Annotated in this window: 18 protein-coding genes and 2 pseudogenes; 5 read left to right on the top strand and 15 right to left on the bottom strand. The window is 37.2% G+C overall.

Annotated features, from left to right (window positions below; translation table 11 throughout):
* Positions 1-6 precede the first annotated feature (6 nt).
* The 3 genes and pseudogenes from AC0L3Q_RS11025 (at position 7) to AC0L3Q_RS11015 (ending at position 4,157) form a co-directional block, all read left to right on the top strand.
* Positions 7-2,009 (top strand): annotated as a pseudogene (locus tag AC0L3Q_RS11025) (urocanate hydratase).
* A gap of 1 nt (position 2,010) precedes the next feature.
* On the top strand, positions 2,011-2,958 hold the full coding sequence (gene hutG / locus AC0L3Q_RS11020) for a formimidoylglutamase (RefSeq protein WP_473286604.1): 948 nt from the start codon (positions 2,011-2,013) through the stop codon (positions 2,956-2,958).
* Between the two features lie 722 nt (positions 2,959-3,680).
* Positions 3,681-4,157 carry a hypothetical protein gene (locus tag AC0L3Q_RS11015; RefSeq protein ID WP_473286603.1) on the top strand — a complete coding sequence of 159 codons (477 nt, stop codon included), beginning with the start codon at positions 3,681-3,683 and terminating at the stop codon, positions 4,155-4,157.
* A gap of 1 nt (position 4,158) precedes the next feature.
* On the opposite strand, the gene AC0L3Q_RS11010 is transcribed toward AC0L3Q_RS11015, so the two are convergent.
* From AC0L3Q_RS11010 to AC0L3Q_RS10945, 14 genes and pseudogenes are all read right to left on the bottom strand, one after another.
* Positions 4,159-4,983 (bottom strand): lysophospholipase, encoded by an 825-nt coding sequence (locus AC0L3Q_RS11010; protein ID WP_473286602.1) that lies wholly within the window; start codon positions 4,981-4,983, stop codon positions 4,159-4,161.
* 76 nt (positions 4,984-5,059) lie between these two features.
* A complete protein-coding gene (locus tag AC0L3Q_RS11005; RefSeq protein WP_473286601.1) occupies positions 5,060-5,527 on the bottom strand; it encodes a MaoC family dehydratase in 468 nt (155 codons plus the stop codon).
* Between the two features lie 59 nt (positions 5,528-5,586).
* Positions 5,587-6,324 carry a 3-oxoacyl-ACP reductase FabG gene (fabG, locus tag AC0L3Q_RS11000; RefSeq protein WP_473286600.1) on the bottom strand — a complete coding sequence of 246 codons (738 nt, stop codon included), beginning with the start codon at positions 6,322-6,324 and terminating at the stop codon, positions 5,587-5,589.
* Positions 6,325-6,336: 12 nt separating this feature from the next.
* Positions 6,337-7,314 carry an NADPH:quinone oxidoreductase family protein gene (locus tag AC0L3Q_RS10995; protein ID WP_473286599.1) on the bottom strand — a complete coding sequence of 326 codons (978 nt, stop codon included), beginning with the start codon at positions 7,312-7,314 and terminating at the stop codon, positions 6,337-6,339.
* Positions 7,315-7,325: 11 nt separating this feature from the next.
* Positions 7,326-8,333: an NADP-dependent oxidoreductase gene (locus tag AC0L3Q_RS10990; protein ID WP_473286598.1), complete on the bottom strand. Its 1,008-nt coding sequence runs from the start codon at positions 8,331-8,333 to the stop codon at positions 7,326-7,328.
* 36 nt (positions 8,334-8,369) lie between these two features.
* Positions 8,370-9,124 (bottom strand): annotated as a pseudogene (locus AC0L3Q_RS10985) (SDR family NAD(P)-dependent oxidoreductase).
* A gap of 10 nt (positions 9,125-9,134) precedes the next feature.
* Complete coding sequence (locus AC0L3Q_RS10980) at positions 9,135-9,518, bottom strand: hypothetical protein (protein ID WP_473286597.1); 384 nt, start codon at positions 9,516-9,518, stop codon at positions 9,135-9,137.
* Positions 9,519-9,550: 32 nt separating this feature from the next.
* A complete protein-coding gene (locus AC0L3Q_RS10975) occupies positions 9,551-10,186 on the bottom strand; it encodes a transglutaminase-like domain-containing protein (RefSeq protein ID WP_473286596.1) in 636 nt (211 codons plus the stop codon).
* 7 nt (positions 10,187-10,193) lie between these two features.
* On the bottom strand, positions 10,194-10,847 hold the full coding sequence (locus AC0L3Q_RS10970; protein WP_473286937.1) for a phosphotransferase family protein: 654 nt from the start codon (positions 10,845-10,847) through the stop codon (positions 10,194-10,196).
* Positions 10,844-11,245, bottom strand: coding sequence for a phosphotransferase (locus AC0L3Q_RS10965; RefSeq protein ID WP_473286595.1), 402 nt, complete (start codon positions 11,243-11,245; stop codon positions 10,844-10,846). The genes AC0L3Q_RS10970 and AC0L3Q_RS10965 overlap by 4 nt, the downstream gene beginning before the upstream one ends.
* Before the next feature lie 26 nt (positions 11,246-11,271).
* Positions 11,272-12,495: an acyl-CoA dehydrogenase family protein gene (locus tag AC0L3Q_RS10960; RefSeq protein WP_473286594.1), complete on the bottom strand. Its 1,224-nt coding sequence runs from the start codon at positions 12,493-12,495 to the stop codon at positions 11,272-11,274.
* Between the two features lie 45 nt (positions 12,496-12,540).
* Positions 12,541-13,317 carry an SDR family NAD(P)-dependent oxidoreductase gene (locus AC0L3Q_RS10955; protein ID WP_473286593.1) on the bottom strand — a complete coding sequence of 259 codons (777 nt, stop codon included), beginning with the start codon at positions 13,315-13,317 and terminating at the stop codon, positions 12,541-12,543.
* Positions 13,318-13,359: 42 nt separating this feature from the next.
* The gene (locus AC0L3Q_RS10950) at positions 13,360-15,174 is read right to left on the bottom strand and encodes an acyl-CoA dehydrogenase (RefSeq protein ID WP_473286592.1); all 1,815 of its coding nucleotides are present in this window, start codon (positions 15,172-15,174) and stop codon (positions 13,360-13,362) included.
* A gap of 155 nt (positions 15,175-15,329) precedes the next feature.
* Positions 15,330-15,902: a Crp/Fnr family transcriptional regulator gene (locus tag AC0L3Q_RS10945; RefSeq protein WP_473286591.1), complete on the bottom strand. Its 573-nt coding sequence runs from the start codon at positions 15,900-15,902 to the stop codon at positions 15,330-15,332.
* Between the two features lie 246 nt (positions 15,903-16,148).
* On the opposite strand from AC0L3Q_RS10945, the gene AC0L3Q_RS10940 reads away from it, so the two are divergent.
* Positions 16,149-18,026: a sensor histidine kinase gene (locus AC0L3Q_RS10940; protein ID WP_473286590.1), complete on the top strand. Its 1,878-nt coding sequence runs from the start codon at positions 16,149-16,151 to the stop codon at positions 18,024-18,026.
* Between the two features lie 232 nt (positions 18,027-18,258).
* A complete protein-coding gene (locus AC0L3Q_RS10935; RefSeq protein WP_473286589.1) occupies positions 18,259-18,744 on the top strand; it encodes an SLATT domain-containing protein in 486 nt (161 codons plus the stop codon).
* A gap of 58 nt (positions 18,745-18,802) precedes the next feature.
* Here the strand turns inward: AC0L3Q_RS10935 and murA are convergent, their stop codons facing one another.
* Positions 18,803-20,119, bottom strand: coding sequence for a UDP-N-acetylglucosamine 1-carboxyvinyltransferase (murA, locus tag AC0L3Q_RS10930; protein ID WP_473286588.1), 1,317 nt, complete (start codon positions 20,117-20,119; stop codon positions 18,803-18,805).
* Between the last annotated feature and the right edge of the window lie 22 nt (positions 20,120-20,141).

Raw genomic sequence — 20,141 nt, 5'->3', positions numbered from 1 at the left:
ACTGCTATGACATTTAAAGAGCAAATACTTCAAGGGATTCCCAACGTATTACCACCAAAGAAAAAATATGACACGCAAATCAGTAGAGCCCCAAAAAGGAAACAAATTCTTTCTAACGAAGAAAAAAGTTAGCGCTCAAAAATGCTTTGCGGTATTTCCCAGAAACCTGGCATAAGGAACTTGCAGAAGAATTTTTGAGTGAATTGAATGAGTTTGGTCGCATTTATATGTATCGTTTTATGCCTGATTATGATATGTTTGCTCGTCCAATTAGTGAATACCCGTTTCTCACATCACAAGCGGGTGCAATAATGCTGATGATCCAAAACAATCTGGATCCGGCTGTAGCCCAACATCCTTACGAACTGATCACCTATGGTGGAAACGGTGCGGTTTTTCAGAATTGGGCACAATATCTACTCACGATGAAGTATTTGGCAACAATGACCGAAGAACAAACTTTGCATATGTATTCGGGACATCCTATGGGTCTTTTCCCTTCCTCAAAAGAAGCTCCCAGAGTAATCGTTACCAACGGAATGATGATCCCCAACTACTCTACTCCAAATGACTGGGAAAAATATAACGCTTTAGGAGTAACACAATACGGACAAATGACTGCCGGGAGTTATATGTATATTGGTCCACAAGGAATTGTTCATGGTACTACCATTACCGTAATGAATGCCTTCAGAAAAACACTTAAACCTAATGAAACATCAGCAGGTAAAATTTTCCTAACCGCTGGACTAGGCGGTATGAGTGGCGCTCAACCCAAAGCAGGAAATATAGCAGGTTGTATTACCGTTTGCGCAGAAGTCAACCCAGATGCAGCACAAAAAAGGCATTCACAAGGCTGGGTAGATGAAATTGTAGATCATATAGACACTTTAGTACTTCGTGTTCAAAAAGCAGTGCAACAAGAAGAAATCGTTTCTATAGCCTATCAAGGAAACATTGTAGATGTATGGGAGCGATTTTATGAAGAAGAAATCTATGTGGATTTAGGCTCTGATCAAACCTCCTTGCATAACCCATGGTCTGGCGGATATTATCCCGTAGGAGTAAGTTATAAAGACGCTAACAAAATGATTAGTAATGATCCCGAACTTTTTAAAACAAAAGTGCAAGAATCTCTACGAAGGCATGCAGCTGCGATCAACCTTCATACGGCTAGAGGGACTTACTTTTTTGATTATGGTAATGCGTTTCTTTTAGAAGCTTCGAGAGCTGGAGCGGATATTATGGCTGAGAATAAAATCGATTTTAAATATCCATCTTACGTACAGGATATTCTGGGACCAATGTGTTTTGATTTTGGATTTGGACCGTTTAGATGGGTGTGTACCTCAGGAAATCCTAGTGATTTGGAGAAAACGGATCAAATTGCCCTTGAAGTAATGAAAACTATTAAAAATGAAGCTCCAAAAGAAATTCAGCAGCAGATGCAGGATAATATTACCTGGATAGAAGAAGCCAAAGAAAATCAACTTGTGGTAGGTTCGCAAGCCAGGATACTATATGCCGATGCAGAAGGAAGAATTAAAATTGCTGAAGCATTTAATCAAGCTATAAAAAATAAAGAAATCATAGCTCCCATTGTACTGGGTAGAGATCACCATGACGTGAGTGGTACAGATTCTCCTTATCGTGAAACCAGTAACATCTACGATGGTAGTAAGTTTACGGCAGATATGGCGATTCATAATGTTATCGGAGATAGCTTTAGAGGAGCAACATGGGTGTCCATACACAATGGTGGAGGTGTAGGATGGGGAGAAGTGATGAATGGTGGTTTTGGTCTGGTGTTAGATGGTTCTGAGGATGCTTCGGAAAGGTTAAATAAGATGTTATTCTATGATGTAAACAACGGAATCTCCAGAAGAAGTTGGGCCAGAAATAAAGAAGCCATATTTGCTATCAAAAGAGAAATGGAACGCACTCCTTCGTTGCAAGTAACATTACCTAACTTGGTTGAAGAAGAGATTGTTGATCATCTAATTGACTAATATGAAACGATATATACAACCAGATGCTACCATTTGGAAAGGGCGGAATTCTGATCAGGAGTTGTATTTCCATGAGAAAATAAAGCTATTAGATCTAGACCATGAAATTTCTTTGCAAAAAGGCAAAAAACATTTTGGTTTGTTGGGATATGCTTGTGATGAAGGCGTACGAAGAAATCTAGGTCGAGTTGGTGCGGCTCAAGCACCAGATAGCATTCGGGCAAATTTAGCTTCGTTAGCAAATCATTTTGATAGTGGTACAGAAATTCTAGATACTGGTACAATAAGCTGCACCGACGGGGATTTAGAAAAAACGCATCAAATTACTACAAACTGCATTTCTCAATTACTACAGCATAACATATTTCCGATCGTTTTAGGAGGTGGACATGATCTTGCTTATCCTCATTTTAACGGCATTAAAACGAAATTTCAAGATGCTACTATTGGAATCATCAATTTGGATGCTCATTTTGATTTAAGACCTCTGATTGATCAAAGTACTTCTGGAACACCATTCTATCAAATTGCCAAAGAAAATAAGGAATTTAACTACCTGTGTTTAGGTATTCAAAAAGCTTCAAATCATAAGGGATTATTTGATACTGCAGCAGAACTTAATGTTTCGTATATCGAGAATACCGCTTTCCATATGAAACATCTTGAAAAGGTAGAAAAAACCGTACGACATTTTATTTCTTCTGTAGATTATATTTATCTCACGATCGATATTGATGGGTTTAGTTCGGCTTATGCGCCCGGAGTAAGTGCGCCCTCCCCTTTTGGATTTTCGGTGGATATTGCCCTGGAAACCATAACTCAGATTTGCAATTCAAAAAAATTAGTCAGTGTGGATCTGGTAGAACTTAACCCCAAATACGATATTGATCATTGTACCGCTAAACTGGCAGCAAGATTAATTTATCACATTATTCAAAACTTAACGTAAACCACTCCTTATTTCCGTGACCTCTTGATCAGCACATGGAAACATATGTTCTGATCTTTTTGTTAATAACTACATTTTAATCTTTGTACCACGGAACATCTTATAAAGGAATACCGAAAATGATTAGGTAATCTACTATCAATCACATTTTATCAAAAAAAAGACCCTTCAAATGTGCATAAGAAGGGTTATAGGGCAAATCAAAAAAGGGGGAAACACTTTCTAATAATTCTTGTAAACTCCTGTAAACAAGCTTATCACATATCGTACCCAAATATTATTGAAACTATTATTACTTACGAATCGCATAGCTTGAGGCTCCAGGAAGTTGTCTTAAAAAATTTACAATACTTGTAAAGTTTAGTCCTAATAGGGAGTAAAATGTATTCATGACTGTGTGATTTAAGATTATCTGTCACTAAATTAACATGTTATCAACAAATTACCAAATTTTATGTTGATTAAATGTTAATTATTTGTTGAAAACAATTTTTATATCGATTAAAAGATATTTTTAACAACATTAATTAAATAAATGTAAGTTATTTCTTATTTAAATTGTTGATAACTATGTTAATAACTCCAAATAACGATATCTATCACGAGCTCAAGCTGTTAATAACCTCAACTTAATTTCTCAGTTTTGTCATTTCTATCTCCATCACTGGACAATTTGAGGTTATTTATAGCATCAAACTGTAATTTTTGGATAAATTGCCACCATGAATACGGCGACTATTAAAGAAATCAAGACGGAGCTTACCCATCGTTCTCATCAAGAACTAATGGAACTTTGCTTACAACTCTCTAGGTTCAAAAAGGAGAATAAAGAGTTACTTACCTACATTTTATTCGAATCCAGTAATGAAGAAGCTTATATCCAAGCCATACAAAATCAGGTTGATGAAGAATTTGATGCTATCAACACCAAATCTTATCATTATATCAAGAAAAGTGTTCGGAAGATTTTACGAATGATAAAGAAATACATCAGGTATTCTAAAAATAAAGAAACCGAAGTTGAGCTCTTGCTCTATTTTTGTCAAAAATTGAAAGACTTTACCCCTTATATCAAAAAAAGCACGGTGCTTAAAAACATCATGCAGCGAGAGCTTTTGAGTATTAAAAAGAAGACGGTAAAACTTCACGAGGATCTACAATATGATTATCAACAACAACTCAATGATTTTATCGACTAATTTATAGCTGTTTATCGATCCATTTTAGTATGGTCTTTATTAGTTTTTCTTTTTCCAGGTCATTATGCAATTCATGGTACCCATCTTCAAATAATACCAGGTCTGCTAAATCACTTTTCTCAGAAAATTCTTGGGTAGCCGTATAATCAATCAGACGATCATCTGTTCCATGAAATACAAGGGTTGGTTTTTGTAGTAAGTTTCCATGATCCATTGCCCACTTTCCAGCTTTCATAATAGGGAAAGAAAAATTCGGACTTATTTTATCATGAACCAGAGGATCTTGTTCATACTTCTCGACTTCTTCAGATACTCTTGATATGGCTTTTGTATCTAATCCAGAAGGTAATGTTATCGACGGAGCTATATGCTGTAGCAATTTACCCATTGACATTTTCCAGGCTGGAGGTTGAAATGCTAGTCTAAAAAAAGGACTAGACAATATTACCCCATTTATTTTTGGATCTTGTTTTAAGACATAATTGATCACCAAATTACCACCCATACTATGACCGTACAAAAAAATCGGGGTATTAGGTAAAAGAGATTCAGTTTTAGAGATCATCATACCAATGAGTTCCATAAGTGCAGAATAATCTGGGCAATGCCCTCTTTTTCCGCTACTCTTACCATGGCCAAAATTATCGTAGGTAATTACTGCAATATGCTTTGCCAACAACTCTGGAATGACGTAATCTGTATACCGAGCAGAATGTTCTCCCATTCCATGCACTAAGAGTACAATAGCCTTACTTTCATTTGGAATCCAATACTGACTAAAGATTTGATGCTTATGATGGGCTACATAGAATTCTTGATGCTGCATGCCTTAAATATACGAGATTTTCTGATTTGTCAGGTTTTTCCGAATTTATTCGCAGAAAATAACGCATGGTGATGACTTAGCTTTCAAACATCAGGGATACAAACTCTGCTACGCAGGCAGGTTTTTCTATACCTTGAATTTCTATAGTGCAATCCCATGTGATTTTCAATCCTTTTTCTGCATAAGGTTCAATCTTTTGGATACTACTATGTAACCTAAGATTACAATCAACAGGAACTGGATGCGGAAATCGAACTTTATTTAATCCATAATTGACTCCCATTGCAAAACTTTCTATTACCATCAAATCCATCAGCATTTTTGACAATAAGGATATGGACATAAACCCATGCGCTATAGGTTTTTTAAATGGGGATTCTTTTTGCGCTCTTTCTACATCTACATGTATCCATTGATAATCGAGCGTAGCATCTGCAAAAGCGTTAATCATTTCTTGGGTAACCAAAACCCATTGTCCAACCGGAAGTGATTTTCCTTCGTAGGTTTTGAACTCTTCAAAATTCTTACAAACTAGTTGATCCATACTCATTTGGTGTTGATGTATAATTCATTGAGTGATTAGAGATAACTGCTATTCGCATATTATCTGGATATCCCTCCATCGATGGTCAAACAAATACCAGACACATACGAAGCTTCGTCAGAAGCCAAATACAAATATCCATAAGCTATATCCAAAGGAGTAGCTGCTTTCTGTAATGGAATCTGTTTCTTGATCCCATCAATATGTTCTTTAGGGATTTGATCGGTCATTTCGGTCAAGGTAAAACCGGGCGCAAGAGCATTGGCTGTAATCCCATATTTCCCTAATTCCAAAGTCCATGTTTTAGACATTGCGATTACACCTGCCTTGGTAGCTGCATAATTGGACTGCCCAAAATTACCTCGTAAACCCACATTGGATGCAGCAGAAACAATCCGCCCATACCCCTTTTCTTTCATATATTGTGAAACAACCTGTGTACAAAGGAATACACCTTTCAAGTTTACATTAACTACGGCATCCCATTCTTCTTCGCTCATTTTATGCAACGTTCGATCCTTGGTAATCCCTGCGTTATTAATCAGTATATCGATTTTTCCATAGTGTTTAAAAATCCTGTCTGCTTCCTTTTCAATAGCTTCTTTGTTGGTCACGGATATCTTCACAAACTCAGCCTGCCCTCCATTAGATTGGATTTGATCTGCTGTTTTAGCTCCATCGTCTAACAGATCCCAGATGATTACAGACGCTCCTTCTTTTGCAAAGAGTTCTGCTACCGCTTTACCAATTCCACGAGCTCCACCAGTCACGATGGCTACTTTTTCTTTTAGTCTCATTTTGTTATTATCTTAACTACATTCTATTACTACTTTCCCTCTCACCTCGCGATTCATCATAGCATGCAACGCATCTTTAGACTCGTCCAAAGGATATATCTTATGAATATGAGGCTTTAGCTTTCCTGCTCCATACCATTGCACTAATTCCATGGCATTTTCAAGGTTTTTTTGAGGTGTTTTCATGGCAAAACTTCCCCAGAACACTCCTACAATGGCGCACCCTTTCAACAGTGCTAGGTTTAATGGTATTTTAGGAATATCACCTGCAGCAAACCCAACAACCAGATAACGTCCTTCCCAGGCAGTTCCTCGCAAGGCTGGTTCTGCATAAGCTCCCCCTACAGGATCATAGACCACATCCACCCCTTTACCATTTGTAAGTTCTTTAATTCTATTTTTTAGATCCTCTTTGGAATAATTAATGGTTTCGTCTGCTCCATATTCCTTGCATAGATTCAGTTTTTCATCTGAAGATGCTGCGGCAATAACCTTTGCTCCCATCAGCTTTCCTAATTCTACTGCAGCCAGACCTACTCCTCCCGAAGCTCCTAATACTAATAGGGTTTCTCCTTCTTGCAGTTTTCCTCTATCTTTTAAAGCGTGATAAGATGTCCCATAAGCCATCATAAATGACGCAGCTACAGGGAAATCCATCATAGGTGGTTTTTTAAAACAAGCATTTCCTGGCATCACCACTTCTTCTGCATATCCACCATGCATCACAAAACCAAATACCTCATCACCGGGTTGAAGATGTGTTACCTTTTCTCCTACTTGCTTTACAATACCGGCAATATCACTACCAGGTGTAAACGGTAATTCAGGCTTAAATTGATACAACCCTTGAACAATAAGTGTATCCGGAAAGTTAACACTACACGCTTTTACTTGCACCAATACTTCCTTTTCTCCAGGAACCGGGCTTTGGACCTCTTCAATGACCAAACTAGATGGTGGACCAAATTCTTTACATACTACTGCTTTCATAGATCGTGATGTTAATCTTCTTTTACTTTTAGTACTAATTTCCCCATTTTTTCTCCAGAAAACAGTCGTAAAAAAGTTTCATGAAAATTCTCAATACCCTCATAAATATCTTCCTTGCTTTTCAGTTTTCCCTGCATTAACCAACCACCCATTTCCATAGCGGCTTTGCCATAGTCTTTTGCATAATCCATCACTACCATACCCTGCATAGTAGCTCTATTGACTAACAAAGACAAATAATTACTTGGTCCTTTGATCGCTACTTTATTATTGTATTGAGATATTGCGCCACAAATGACTATACGTGCATGCATTCTTAGTCTGGCTAAAGCAGCATCCAAAATTTCACCTCCTACATTATCAAAGTATACATCAATTCCTTTAGGACATTCTCGTTTTAATCCAGAATAGATGTTCTCAGATTTATAATCAATAGCACCATCAAAACCTAACTCTTCTTTTATGTATTTACACTTTTCTGCTCCCCCAGCAATACCGATCACAGTACATCCTTTTATTTTTGCTATTTGCCCAACTATACTACCTACAGCTCCCGCTGCTCCAGACACCAATACTACATCACCTTCTTTGATTTTACCCACTTCGGTTATACCAAAGTATGCAGTCATACCTGGCATTCCTAATGTACCAATATACATTGGCAAAGGAGCCAGCTTTGGATCTACCTGATACCAATTCGCACCATCAGAAACGGTATACTGTTGTACACCTCCCCATCCGGTAAGAAAATCGCCTTCTTTAAACTTAGGGTGATTGTTGCTCTTGATCACTTTACCCACTGATCCTGCTCGCATTACATCATCGATTTGTACAGGCTCTATATATGATTTCCCTTCATTCATCCAACCTCTCATTGCCGGATCCAAAGATATGTAGTGTTGTTCTATCAATATTTCGCCATCCTTAAGTTCTGGTACCGTATTGGTTTGTAACTCGAATGTATCTTGTTCTGGTAGTCCTATTGGTCGTTTTTTGAAAATCAGTTGTTTATTGTTCATTATCTTTTTATTTGTGTAAATTTTAAAAGTTGTCTTTTATAAAGAAGTTCCTCCATCCAGTGTGATGGTCTGGCCCGTAATGAATTTGGTTGTATCCGAAGCCAGCCATACCACAGCTTCTGCTATTTCTTCGGCTTTCCCGTATCTTTTCATAGGAATCACACTCTTCAAGCGCTGATCCATATCTGGTCTTACGGATAATAACTTATCTAACAATGCAGACTCTGTATAGCCAGGACAAACTGCATTAATTCTAATATTTTTTGTAGCATATTCCAAGGCTGCCGATTTGGTCATTCCAACGACTGCAAATTTGCTCGCACAATACGAAAGATTATTCAACGAAGCTTTTAAACCTGCCAAAGAAGCGATATTTACGATATTCCCTCCCCTTGTTTTACCATTTGCTGCAAGGCTACTTTCATGCAATAAAAAACTCCAGTTTGATTTACAGCGATTACACTATCCCAATCATCCAAGGTATACTCACCCGTCCTTGCCATGTTTCTTGGTCCAATACCTGCATTATTCACAATCACATCCAATTGCCCATACTTTTCTACAGTCTTTGCAACTAATTGTTCCACATCTTCAAATTTGGCCACATTCGCCGTAATTACCGTCGCTTCTCCTCCTTCACTTTTAATCTCATCGGCAATATTCTGGGCTTTTTCTTCCTTGATATCAGACACTATTACTTTGGCCTGATGTTTTGCAAAGTGCTTTGCTGTTGCTGCTCCTATACCAGATCCGGCACCTGTTACTATTACTATTTTATCTTTTACTTGCATATATTTCGTTTTAGGAGGTACATAAAATTAATCTAGAGTCTTCCAAGGCTCTTGTTCTAAGGTGACCAGGGTACCCTTCTTTAGTAATCATTCCCAAAAAGTCTTGTTTGCTGGCATATTCTACAATCAAAACCTTATCCCATTCTAAATGGTTCTCGGGACCAATAATATTAAACATGGGTTTCCCATTGAATACAATTTTTGCTTTAGAATCCTGAAAAAAAGGGGTCGCTGCTTTCATATATTCTAGATACCCTTCAGCACCAGAAGTCCCTGTTTCATTTACTTTTTCTTTAAATTTCAACAGATTCAACATCTGAAACGGACCTTCGATTTCAAAATCCATGAATTCTTTAAACTTTTCTGGTGTTACTTCGATATATGATTGACTCATCTTTTGTTATTTAAATTCTTATACTCTAACCATTATACTTTCAACATTTCCAACCCTTCAGAAACTTTCATAATATCAGGATAGTTCGTTTCCAAGGTTGCTATCATAAACTCGAAAGGAACATCATCAAAATGTCCATAATCCTCTACATACTCCATAAAAACGTTTCCAACACGGTCATACTCATGGAACATGGAATCTTGTTCTCCATCAAAATCCAAAGGAGCGACATTACATTTCTCGCATAATGCTTTGTTAAACGCCGGTGAAACCTTTAGCCACTTTCCTTCAAGGTATATATCCACCATACCATGTGGTGCCAATTCGTTCGTGCCAAATTTTTCGGTAAGTCGTTCTACCGCAATATGATTTTTTACCTTGGCCAGGTGTATTCTCGCAGGAATTCCCAAAGCTCTTAATCCAGCAATCAACAATATCGATTTATCTACACAATGTCCGCAATCTTGCTTTGCTACTTCACTAGCTCTATATTTTTCTTTGGAAAGATGAATGCTATATGGATCATATTTCCATTGATCTCTCACTTTATAGTACCATCCTATTGCTTTTTCTTTAGAAGATAAATCCTCAGTATCAAATTCTTCAATAAGCTTCTGAATCTCCTTGGATTTATAATCTAAATAATACGTATGTTCTAAATATTCCATATTACTTTTAATCTATTTTTTTCTTCTGAATGGCCTGTAATGAAAGGTTACATAACAATTCTGCTGCTTTATTCAATTGTGCAAAGCGAGGATCAGTGGTTAGCCCCTTACTGTATCGATAGTAGATTTGCTGAGCAATCACCGCAATTTTGAATAAACCGAATACATAATAGAAAACCAGATGATCAATTTGTCTACCGCTTTTCTGAGCATATAGTTCTACGATCTCACTTCTTCCTGGGTTTCCCTCCATTATGGTTGGTGAAGGAATTCCTTGCTGTACAAATGGATGGTCGCTAGCCATAGTCCAATATCCAAGCGACGTTCCCAGATCCATCATAGGATCTCCTAAGGTGGCCATTTCCCAATCCAATACCGCATTTACTTCTGTCCAACTATCATCCTTGAAGACGACATTATCGTATTTAAAATCGTTGTGCACCAAGCTATGTGCGTAGGTTTTGGGTTGATGTTCCTGCATCCATTTCATTACTTTTTCTGCAGCAGGGACATCATCGGTAGCTGCTTTAAGATATTGCTTCCCCCAGTTGGAAACCTGACGTTCTACATAGCCTTCAGGTTTTCCTAAATCCTCTAGTGAAGCTTCTTTATAATCTACATTATGCAATGCCACAAATGTATCTAACCAAGCATTGGCTATGGTTTTAAACTCATCGGCAGATACATTTCTTTTTTCGCCTCTTTTACGTTCAGAATAATACCATCAACCTTTTCCATTACATAAAAGGGACAACCAAGGATGGCCTCATCTTCTGTATACGCATACATATGAGGAACCTTTGGAAAAGCTTTTTGAATACCCGATTGTACCTTAAACTCTCGCCCCATATCATGACCTCTCTTTATTGCTCCAAATGGAGGTCTTCTTAGTACATATTCTTTATTTTCAATCTCAATTAAATACGTTAGATTAGAATACCCATGAGTAAACTGAGTCACTTTCCAATCACTAGTATTATCGTTGATCAATTCTTCTTTTTGCAGAAAAGCTTTTAACTCCTTTTCGTTAAGTTCTTCGCCTTTACGTACGTTTTGCATATTTTGGTGGGTTTATCGCTAAAATTTTAAACTGAAGTCTTTGCATACTTCTTAATGATACTCTTTCCTAACTGATACATATGCACCTCATCAGGGCCATCAGCCAGACGTAACATACGAGCCGCCACAAAGAAATGTGCTAAGGGAGTGTCAGGTCCTACTCCTTTACCCCCATGTATTTGCATCGCTCTATCAATTACATTGAGAGCCATATTAGGAGCTACGATCTTAATCATTGCTATCAAATCCTTTGAGGTTTTATTACCTTCTCGATCCATTTTGTCTGCCGCAGAAAGCGTAAGTAAACGTGACTGTTCTATTTCACATTGAGACAAGGCTATTTCTTGTCGAATACTGCTAAAATCCTTGAATGTTTTACCAAAAGCAATACGTTCAGCAGCACGCTCAGACATCAATTCCAAAGATCGTTGTGCCATCCCGATCAAACGCATACAATGATGAATACGACCTGGTCCCAAACGACCTTGTGCAATTTCAAAACCTCTTCCTTCTCCTAGTATCAGGTTTTCTTTGGGTACGCGTACATTGTCTAATACAATTTCGGCATGCCCTTCTGGAGAATCATAAAATCCAAAGACAGATAAGGGTCGTATCACTTTTAACCCTGGAGTATCCATAGGTACTAAAATCATACTTTGTTGTAGATGGCGCGCCGCATTTGGATCGGTTTTACCCATCACAATGGAGATCTTACAATGTGGATCCATCCCTCCTGACGACCACCATTTACGACCATTAATCACATAATGATCTCCATCTCTAGTGATCGAAGTTTCGATATTTGTAGCATCCGATGATGCCACCTGAGGTTCTGTCATCAAAAATGCAGAACGAATATCACCATTCATCAAAGGTTGCAGCCATTGTTTTTGCTGTTCTTTGGTTCCATATTTGGCCAGCACCTCCATATTACCGGTATCCGGTGCATTACAATTAAACACTTCTGAGGACCACAATACCCGCCCCATGATCTCTGCCAAAGGCGCATATTCCAAATTGGTTAGCCCTGGACTTAGTTCTTTGTAGCTTTTTGGCAAGAAAAGATTCCATAGACCAGCTTCCTTAGCTTTTTCTTTTAGTTGTTCCATTCCAGGCCAACGTTTCCAAAGATTTTTTGGATCATAATTAAAGGCGGTCACTTCCTTTTCTACAGGGAGTATATGTTCCTCAAAAAAGGCGTTTAACTTTTCTTGAAGGGCAATTATATTTTCTGAGTATTTAAAATTCATTAGTGAAATTATTTAAAAGAAGAGTCTTTGATAGTACACAAGCTTTTATCCTGCTATCATATACCCTCCATCTGCATTATACACCCCACCTGTCATATACGCTCCAGCATCTGAAGCTAACAAACAAGCTATCCCTGCCATCTCATCGGGCATTCCCATTCTTGAGGAAGGTAACGTCTTTTCTATCTTCTGAAGTAATTGTTCATTCTGCCAAAGAGCTGCACTAAATTTTGTTTTTATGAGCCCAGGACAAACCACATTGGCTCTCACACCGTATTTACCCCATTCTTTAGCCTGATTTTTGGTGAGCATCAGTAAAGCTGCTTTGCTTGTGCTGTATAGCCCAAGACCTGCTCCTGGATGAAGCGCCTCTACAGAGGCAATATTGATGATACTTCCTCCTCCTCGTTTTTGCATTGAGGAAAGTGCAAGGTTCGACAACATCCATGGTGCTTTTACATTGACATCCATGATTTTATCGAATACTCCTTCTTCTGCATCTTCAAGAGGACCATAAATCGGATTTATCGCTGCATTATTGACCAATATATCCACTCCTCCATATTGTTCTATTGTTTTTTGGACTAAATTCTCACGTTGATCTGCTTTTCCGATATGACAAGCAATTCCAGTGGCTTCCAAACCTTCTTTTTTGAATTCCTCTGCCACCTCATCTACCGCTTCCTGGTTCCTACTACTGATGATTACGCTTGCTCCATGTTCTGCCAATCCCTTGGCTATCGATTTTCCAATTCCTTTACTTGATCCCGTGATAATAGCGACCTTATTAGAAAGGTCAAATAAGGGTTGTATACTACTCATAAATTGATTAGTTATTTAAAATGTGTAGAGTTAATGTATTTTTTAGTGAAAAATTTCTTTCTCTCCTGTTATGGTAAGTGACTCTTTGTCCATCAAAATTTCTGCAAGACCATTCACTTTAGGCAACTCGTACTTAAAATAGAATTTCATGGCATGAATCTTACTTTCATAAAAGTCTTCACTATATGTTTTTTGTCCGGTTACCAATGTTTTCTTGGCATGAGTTCCTATATCCAACCAAAGCCAGCTCATAGTTATCGTACTCAAGAACTCCATAAAAGGTGTGGCATCGGCCAAAAAGCGTTCAAAATCACCTTTCTGAGCAAATCCCGTTAAAAACGTGATCACCTTTTGTGCCAATTGTAATTTTTCTCCGAGCTTTCCGGCATAAGGTCGTAACTCATCATAATTTGAAGCATTTTGAATAGTCTGCATTACTTCTGAAGTAAGGTATTCTAAAGCCTTACCATTTTCCATGATTAATTTTCGACCTAAGAGATCTAAGGACTGAATACCTGTTGTACCTTCGTATATAGGGAAAATTCGAATATCTCGATAATACTGCTGTAGTATAAAATCGGTACAGAACCCATATCCACCTAGTACTTGTAATCCATTGGAAACCGCATGCGCTCCCATATCCGAAGGATATGTTTTTACCATAGGAATGATCAACTCTAGCAAAAGACTATACTTCTCTTTTTCTTTAGGGTCTTTTACGGTTTCTTTTAAATCATAGTATTTTGACGCCAATAGCACTAAGCTTAAAGACCCTTCCGAAATTGTTTTCTGAAGCAATAGCATTCTGCGTACATCGGGGTGATTGATAATCAAGGTTTGTCCCTGATCCAAGTCTTTTTTACCCGCACTGGTGAGTTTACGTCCTTGTGGACGCTCTTTTGCATATTGAAGAGATGCATGATAAGCTGCAGTGGCTATAGCTGCTGCCCCTCTACCTACTGCTATTCTCGCTCCATTCATCATCAAAAACATATATTTTAATCCTTGATGGGCTTCTCCTACTAACCATCCTCTACAATCATCAGTATCCCCAAATCCAAGATGGGTGGTACAATATCCTCTTTGTCCCAGTTTTTGAAAATCAGCAACCGTAGTAACATCATTAGGTGTTAATCCACCATTACCATCCGGACGTTTTTTAGGCACTACGAATAACGAAATCCCTTTGGTTCCTGCAGGAGCTCCTTCGATCCGGGCTAACACCAAGTGCACAAAATTATCGGCATATTGGTGATCTCCTCCTGAAATAAAAATCTTTTGTCCAGAAATCTTATAATATCCTTCGTCGGTTGGTGTTGCCTTTGTTACAACATCAGATAATGAACTTCCGGCCTGCGGTTCGGTAAGACACATGGTACCTCCCCAATCTCCAGATAGCATCTTTGGTACATAGGTACTTTTAAGTTCCTCATTTGCGAAGTGTATAATCAATTCGGCAGAACCTAGGGTTAACCCTACATAGCCTGGTAGATGATTATTAGCAGCATCTTGGATAAATGCTGAAGCTGTATAGACCATCATTGGCATCTGCAATCCACCGTCGTCATAATCAAAGGTACCAGAGATCAATCCCATTTCTCCTCCTTTTTTCATCATCACTCCTACTTGTTCATGTACATGAACAGCGCCATCCTTATGATAAGCAGGTTTCTCATCCATTTCCTTGAAGTAAGGAAATAATTCTCTATCAGAAAATTCTTTTACAGATTCTAAAAAAAGATCTAATGATTCTTTATCATGATCGACAAAACGTTCTTGTTCCAGAACATCCTCTAATCCATGTAAATCGTATAAAAAATATTTTAGAGTTTCAAAATCAATATATTGTGCGGCCATGTCGTAATACTTTTAAACTGTCGGTTATTAACTACACAATAAATTTCGTGAATATTTGACAATTTCTTATTAAACCAGTTTAATAAATACGATATTTTAGAATTGTATTAACTTTTATTAAAAATAAGACATCCATTATAAAAGGTGATAGTTACCTATTTCTCACTTAATCTTTTACGAATTTTCGAAAGCCCAACAGGTGTTATCCCAAGGTAAGAAGCTATCAAGTATTGTGGAACTCTTTGAAAAAGCTCGGGACGTTTCTTTAGCAATTGCAGATATCGTTCTTGATTAGAAAGATTTCTAAGATCATTAATTCGTTGAAAATTGATAACAAATGTTCTTTGCATAGATAATCTACCGAAACGTTCTAATTGATGAGAGTGATCGAATACTTTTTGGACATCTACTTTGGTAATCGAATATACAGTTACATCTTCCAAAGCTTCCAAATAAGATCCAGATGGTATTTCTTGAATATAAGCGTATAGGTCCGTAAAAAAATAGCCTTCAGTATAAAATTCCATGACCTGGCTAGTTCCATTTTCTATAGTGTAATAGGAAACACAACCCTGCTTCATAAAATAAAAATGCTCGATATACTGTCCTGGTTTCAACAGAAAGTCGCCTTTTTTAAAGGTTCGTTTTTTGTAAAACCGAAGACCAAATTCCATATCCGAATCACTTACCTCAGAATACGATCGTATCGTTTTTTTTAAGTCCTCCAAAGTTTACCTGGTTTTTGACTAAAAAACGAAATATTTCTTAAAATGCAAAAAGAAGCTTTCTGAGTTTTGTCATATTAGAATTATTCTTCAAAGTAATACATAACAATTTGTAGAATACCTTAAAATATTGTGGTTATCCCGGAAAAAAAACTTAACTTTTGATTGTCTAATCCGTAAGACATCAAATTTTGTTAAGTGTAAACATGATCTAATGCATACCCCTATCCGTTTAAATGGATGGATTTTATGGACGCAATCAACTACCACCAAATATCAATTTTCTTATTTCAAGGTATAATAGTAGCCTCATTAATTCTACTGCTATTTAGACTACGTACAGTAATGGGGTTAGGATTACTATTCACCTCATTAGGACTTTTTCAGTTCATTCAGGTATTTCTTGCTAGCACCCTTTATTTTGAAATTTCTGAAACCTTGGTGATTTCTCCCGGATCCTCGGTACTATTTTCTGCCACATTGTTTGCAGTTCTCATGACCTATATCAAGGAAGATGCTATTACTACCAGAAGACTTATCTATGCGCTAGTAGTTGCTAACCTTCTTTTATGCTTTTTACTATTATCTTTTCGTTGGAATATAGAAGGAGCATATAGTTATAATCCTTTTGATATATCAACAGAGTTTTTCTATACCAATGTATTTGTGCTGTTTGTGGGAACAGCCATCCTATTTCTTGATTCAATTTTGATCATTTTCTTATTTGAATTCATATCCAAATACATATCATCCTTATTTTTGAGGATCTTTTTTACCATGACGTTGGTGTTGACTTTTGATGCTATTTTTTTCTCATTGGGCTCTTTTTGGTTTTTTGAAGATGTCATGAAGATTTTATATTCTGGCCTGGTATCTAAGGTCTTTATTGGTGTGTTTTATAGTATTCTTTTTTCTATATATCTTAAATATTTTGAAAAAGAAACCTATCAATCTAGTTATCTTAGTTTTAAAGACGTCTATCACTCGCTTACCTATAAGCAAAAATTTGAGGTAGCAGAAAAAGCAATACAACTCAGCGAAAACAGATACCACACCCTGACAAATCTTGTTCCTGTTGGTATTTTCATTACTAAAGCAGATGGAAAAACCTCTTTTGTAAATCCGAAATGGTGTTCTATTTCTGGATTATCACAAGAGGAAGCCTCATACGATGGATGGCTCAAAGCAGTGCATCCTGAAGATAGAAAGAAACTTAAAAAAGGTTGGTACGATGCCGCTGGCAAGGGAGAAAGTTCTCAGGCAGAATATCGATTTCTTAGCGAAGATGGTACTGTTACCTGGGTATTAGGACAAGCCATTCCAGAATATAATGATGAACAAGAGATCATCGGATATGTAGGAACGATCACTGATATTACCGAAATAAAGCTATACGAAATTGAGTTAAGCAGACTCAAAGAAAAAGCTGAAGAAAGCGATCGTCTTAAATCTGCATTTCTGGCAAATATGAGCCATGAAATACGAACACCTATGAATGGTATTATGGGACTGGCAGAATTACTAAAAGAACCTAAACTTACTGGGGATGAACAGCAGCTCTATCTGGATCTTATAAAAGAAAGTGGTGCAAGAATGCTGAACATCATTAAAGACATTATCGATATTTCCAAAATTGAAGCAGATCAGGTCAAGTTATACCACACACGAGTCAACATCAATGATCAAACAGAATATCTTTATCAATTTTTCACTCCCGAAACCGATAGTAAAAATATTAAGCTATCATTGAACAATGGACTAAGCGACGATGAAGCTATTATACATACGGATAAGGAAAAATTTAATGCGATATTAACCAATCTAGTCAAAAATGCCATTAAATACACTAATAAAGGAACTATAGATTTTGGATATAAGTTGAAAGATAATCATCTGGAATTCTATGTAAAGGACACGGGCATTGGAATATCCAAAGACAGGCAAAAAGCCATTTTTGATCGCTTTGTACAAGCAGATATTGAGGATCGATATGCATTAGAAGGTGCAGGAATAGGGTTGTCTATCGCCAAAGCATATGTAGAAATGCTGGATGGAGAAATTTGGGTGGAGAGCAAAAAAAATAAAGGGTCTACTTTTTACTTCACAATCCCTTATGCTACAGAGTAATGCTTTGCCTATATGCTAAGAACTGTCTTTTTTTAAATTCCGCGCATACTCATTATCTCCCTCAAAATAAAAGGTAGTTTAGAATATTTTTATACTTTTAATCTCGTCTTTAGGATACTCGTACTTTTGAAGTAATAAAAAAACCAGCTCTTAAAACCAGCTGTTGTCATTTGATGATGAACAAATTTGTTTTTCTTTTTCAAAATCAGATTATCTAGAAAATATCAAATCCATGACTCAAGAACAGCGTGATTTAATCACAAATTGGGTAGTAGATGCCCAAATTCTTCTAAAATGCCATCTATCCATGGCCGAATCGACTCGAAGAAAGCATAGAAATATTGGAATTTTATCTGCGGTATTATCTGCAATTGTGGGATCCAGTATTTTTGCTTCTCTCGGACAAGACAATAATGAAAAACTACTAGTGATTCTAACAGGATTGATAAGTCTTATTGCTACTATTTTGACCAGTGTTCTCGCTTTTTTAAAATTACCAGAAATTGCGAATCAGTATCATAATTCTGGTAATGAATACGCTGCAATTCGTAAAGAATTTGAGTTTTTACTCACTTTTGAATCCAAAGATCAAGAACACGTACAGAATGAAATCAAACGATTAAAAATAAAATGGGACGATATTCGAAAAAACTCCATTCCGATCTCCATTAAAACTATAAAAAAATATAACGGAGTTGAACATCATCTTGCGAAATGACGTACAAAAAATGCCATTACATTTGTAATGGCATTTTTTGTTTACTAATATATAAAAGTTAGGCTTGCACCCTAATGATCTTGGCTCCAATAGCTCGTAAACGTTCATCTATATTTTCGTATCCCCTATCTATCTGTTCAATATTATGAATCGTAGAGGTGCCTTTTGCACTAAGTGCTGCTATTAACAGAGAGATCCCAGCTCTAATATCTGGAGACACCATTGTAGTAGCCTTCAGAGTAGATTTAAAATCATGACCAATGATAGTCGCTCTATGAGGATCACACAATATAATCTTAGCCCCCATATCAATAAGTTTGTCTACAAAAAACAAACGGCTTTCAAACATTTTTTGGTGCACCATTACCTCTCCTCTGGCCTGAGTAGCGACCACCAAAACAATACTCAAAAGATCTGGTGTAAAGCCAGGCCACGGAGCATCTGCTATGGTCATAAAAGAACCATCGATATAACTTTCGATTTGATATCCATCTTTATGCGCAGGAATATAAATATCATCCCCAGATTTCTCTACTGTAATCCCTAGCTTTCTGAATGTATTTGGGATAATCCCTAGGTTTTCCCAGCTTACATTTTTGATAGTAATTTCACTCTTGGTCATCGCTGCCAATCCAATCCATGATCCGATCTCGATCATATCTGGCAACACCCTATGCTCACATCCTCCTAGTGCGTCTACTCCTTCTATAGATAACAAATTAGATCCTATTCCGGAAATTTTTGCTCCCATTCTATTGAGCATCTTACACAATTGCTGCAAATAAGGCTCACAAGCAGCATTATATATTGTAGTTGTTCCTTTGGCCAGTACTGCCGCCATTACAATATTAGCAGTACCAGTAACCGAGGCCTCATCCAGCAACATATACGTACCAGTTAACCCTTCTGGCGCTTCTACACCATAAAAACGTTCTTCCTTATTATAGCGAAACTTTGCTCCAAGATTAATAAACCCTTCAAAGTGAGTGTCTAGTCGTCTTCTACCGATTTTATCACCACCAGGGCGAGGAATATATCCTTTTCCAAATCTTGCCAAAAGCGGACCAACAATCATGATGGATCCTCGAAGTCCACTCCCCTCCTTCTTAAACTGTTCACTTTCTAGATAATCCAGATTTAAATCATCACTTTTAAAGGTGTATGTACCTTTATCCAGTTTTTGAATTTTAACCCCTAGATTCCCAAGGATTTCGATCAGTTTATTCACATCTCGAATATCTGGTATATTGGATATTGTTACCTTATCTGGAGTTAGTAATACTGCACAAAGAATTTGCAGGGCTTCATTTTTAGCTCCTTGAGGTGTAATTTCTCCTTTAAGCTGATGCCCTCCTTCTATCTGAAAAGTCCCCATGTAGTTGTCGAAAATTAGTGGT

The organism is Aquimarina sp. KJ22-3 (genome assembly GCF_055808215.1).
The sequence above is the reverse complement of the archived record's forward strand: the minus strand, read 5'-3'. Positions and strand labels throughout refer to the sequence as shown.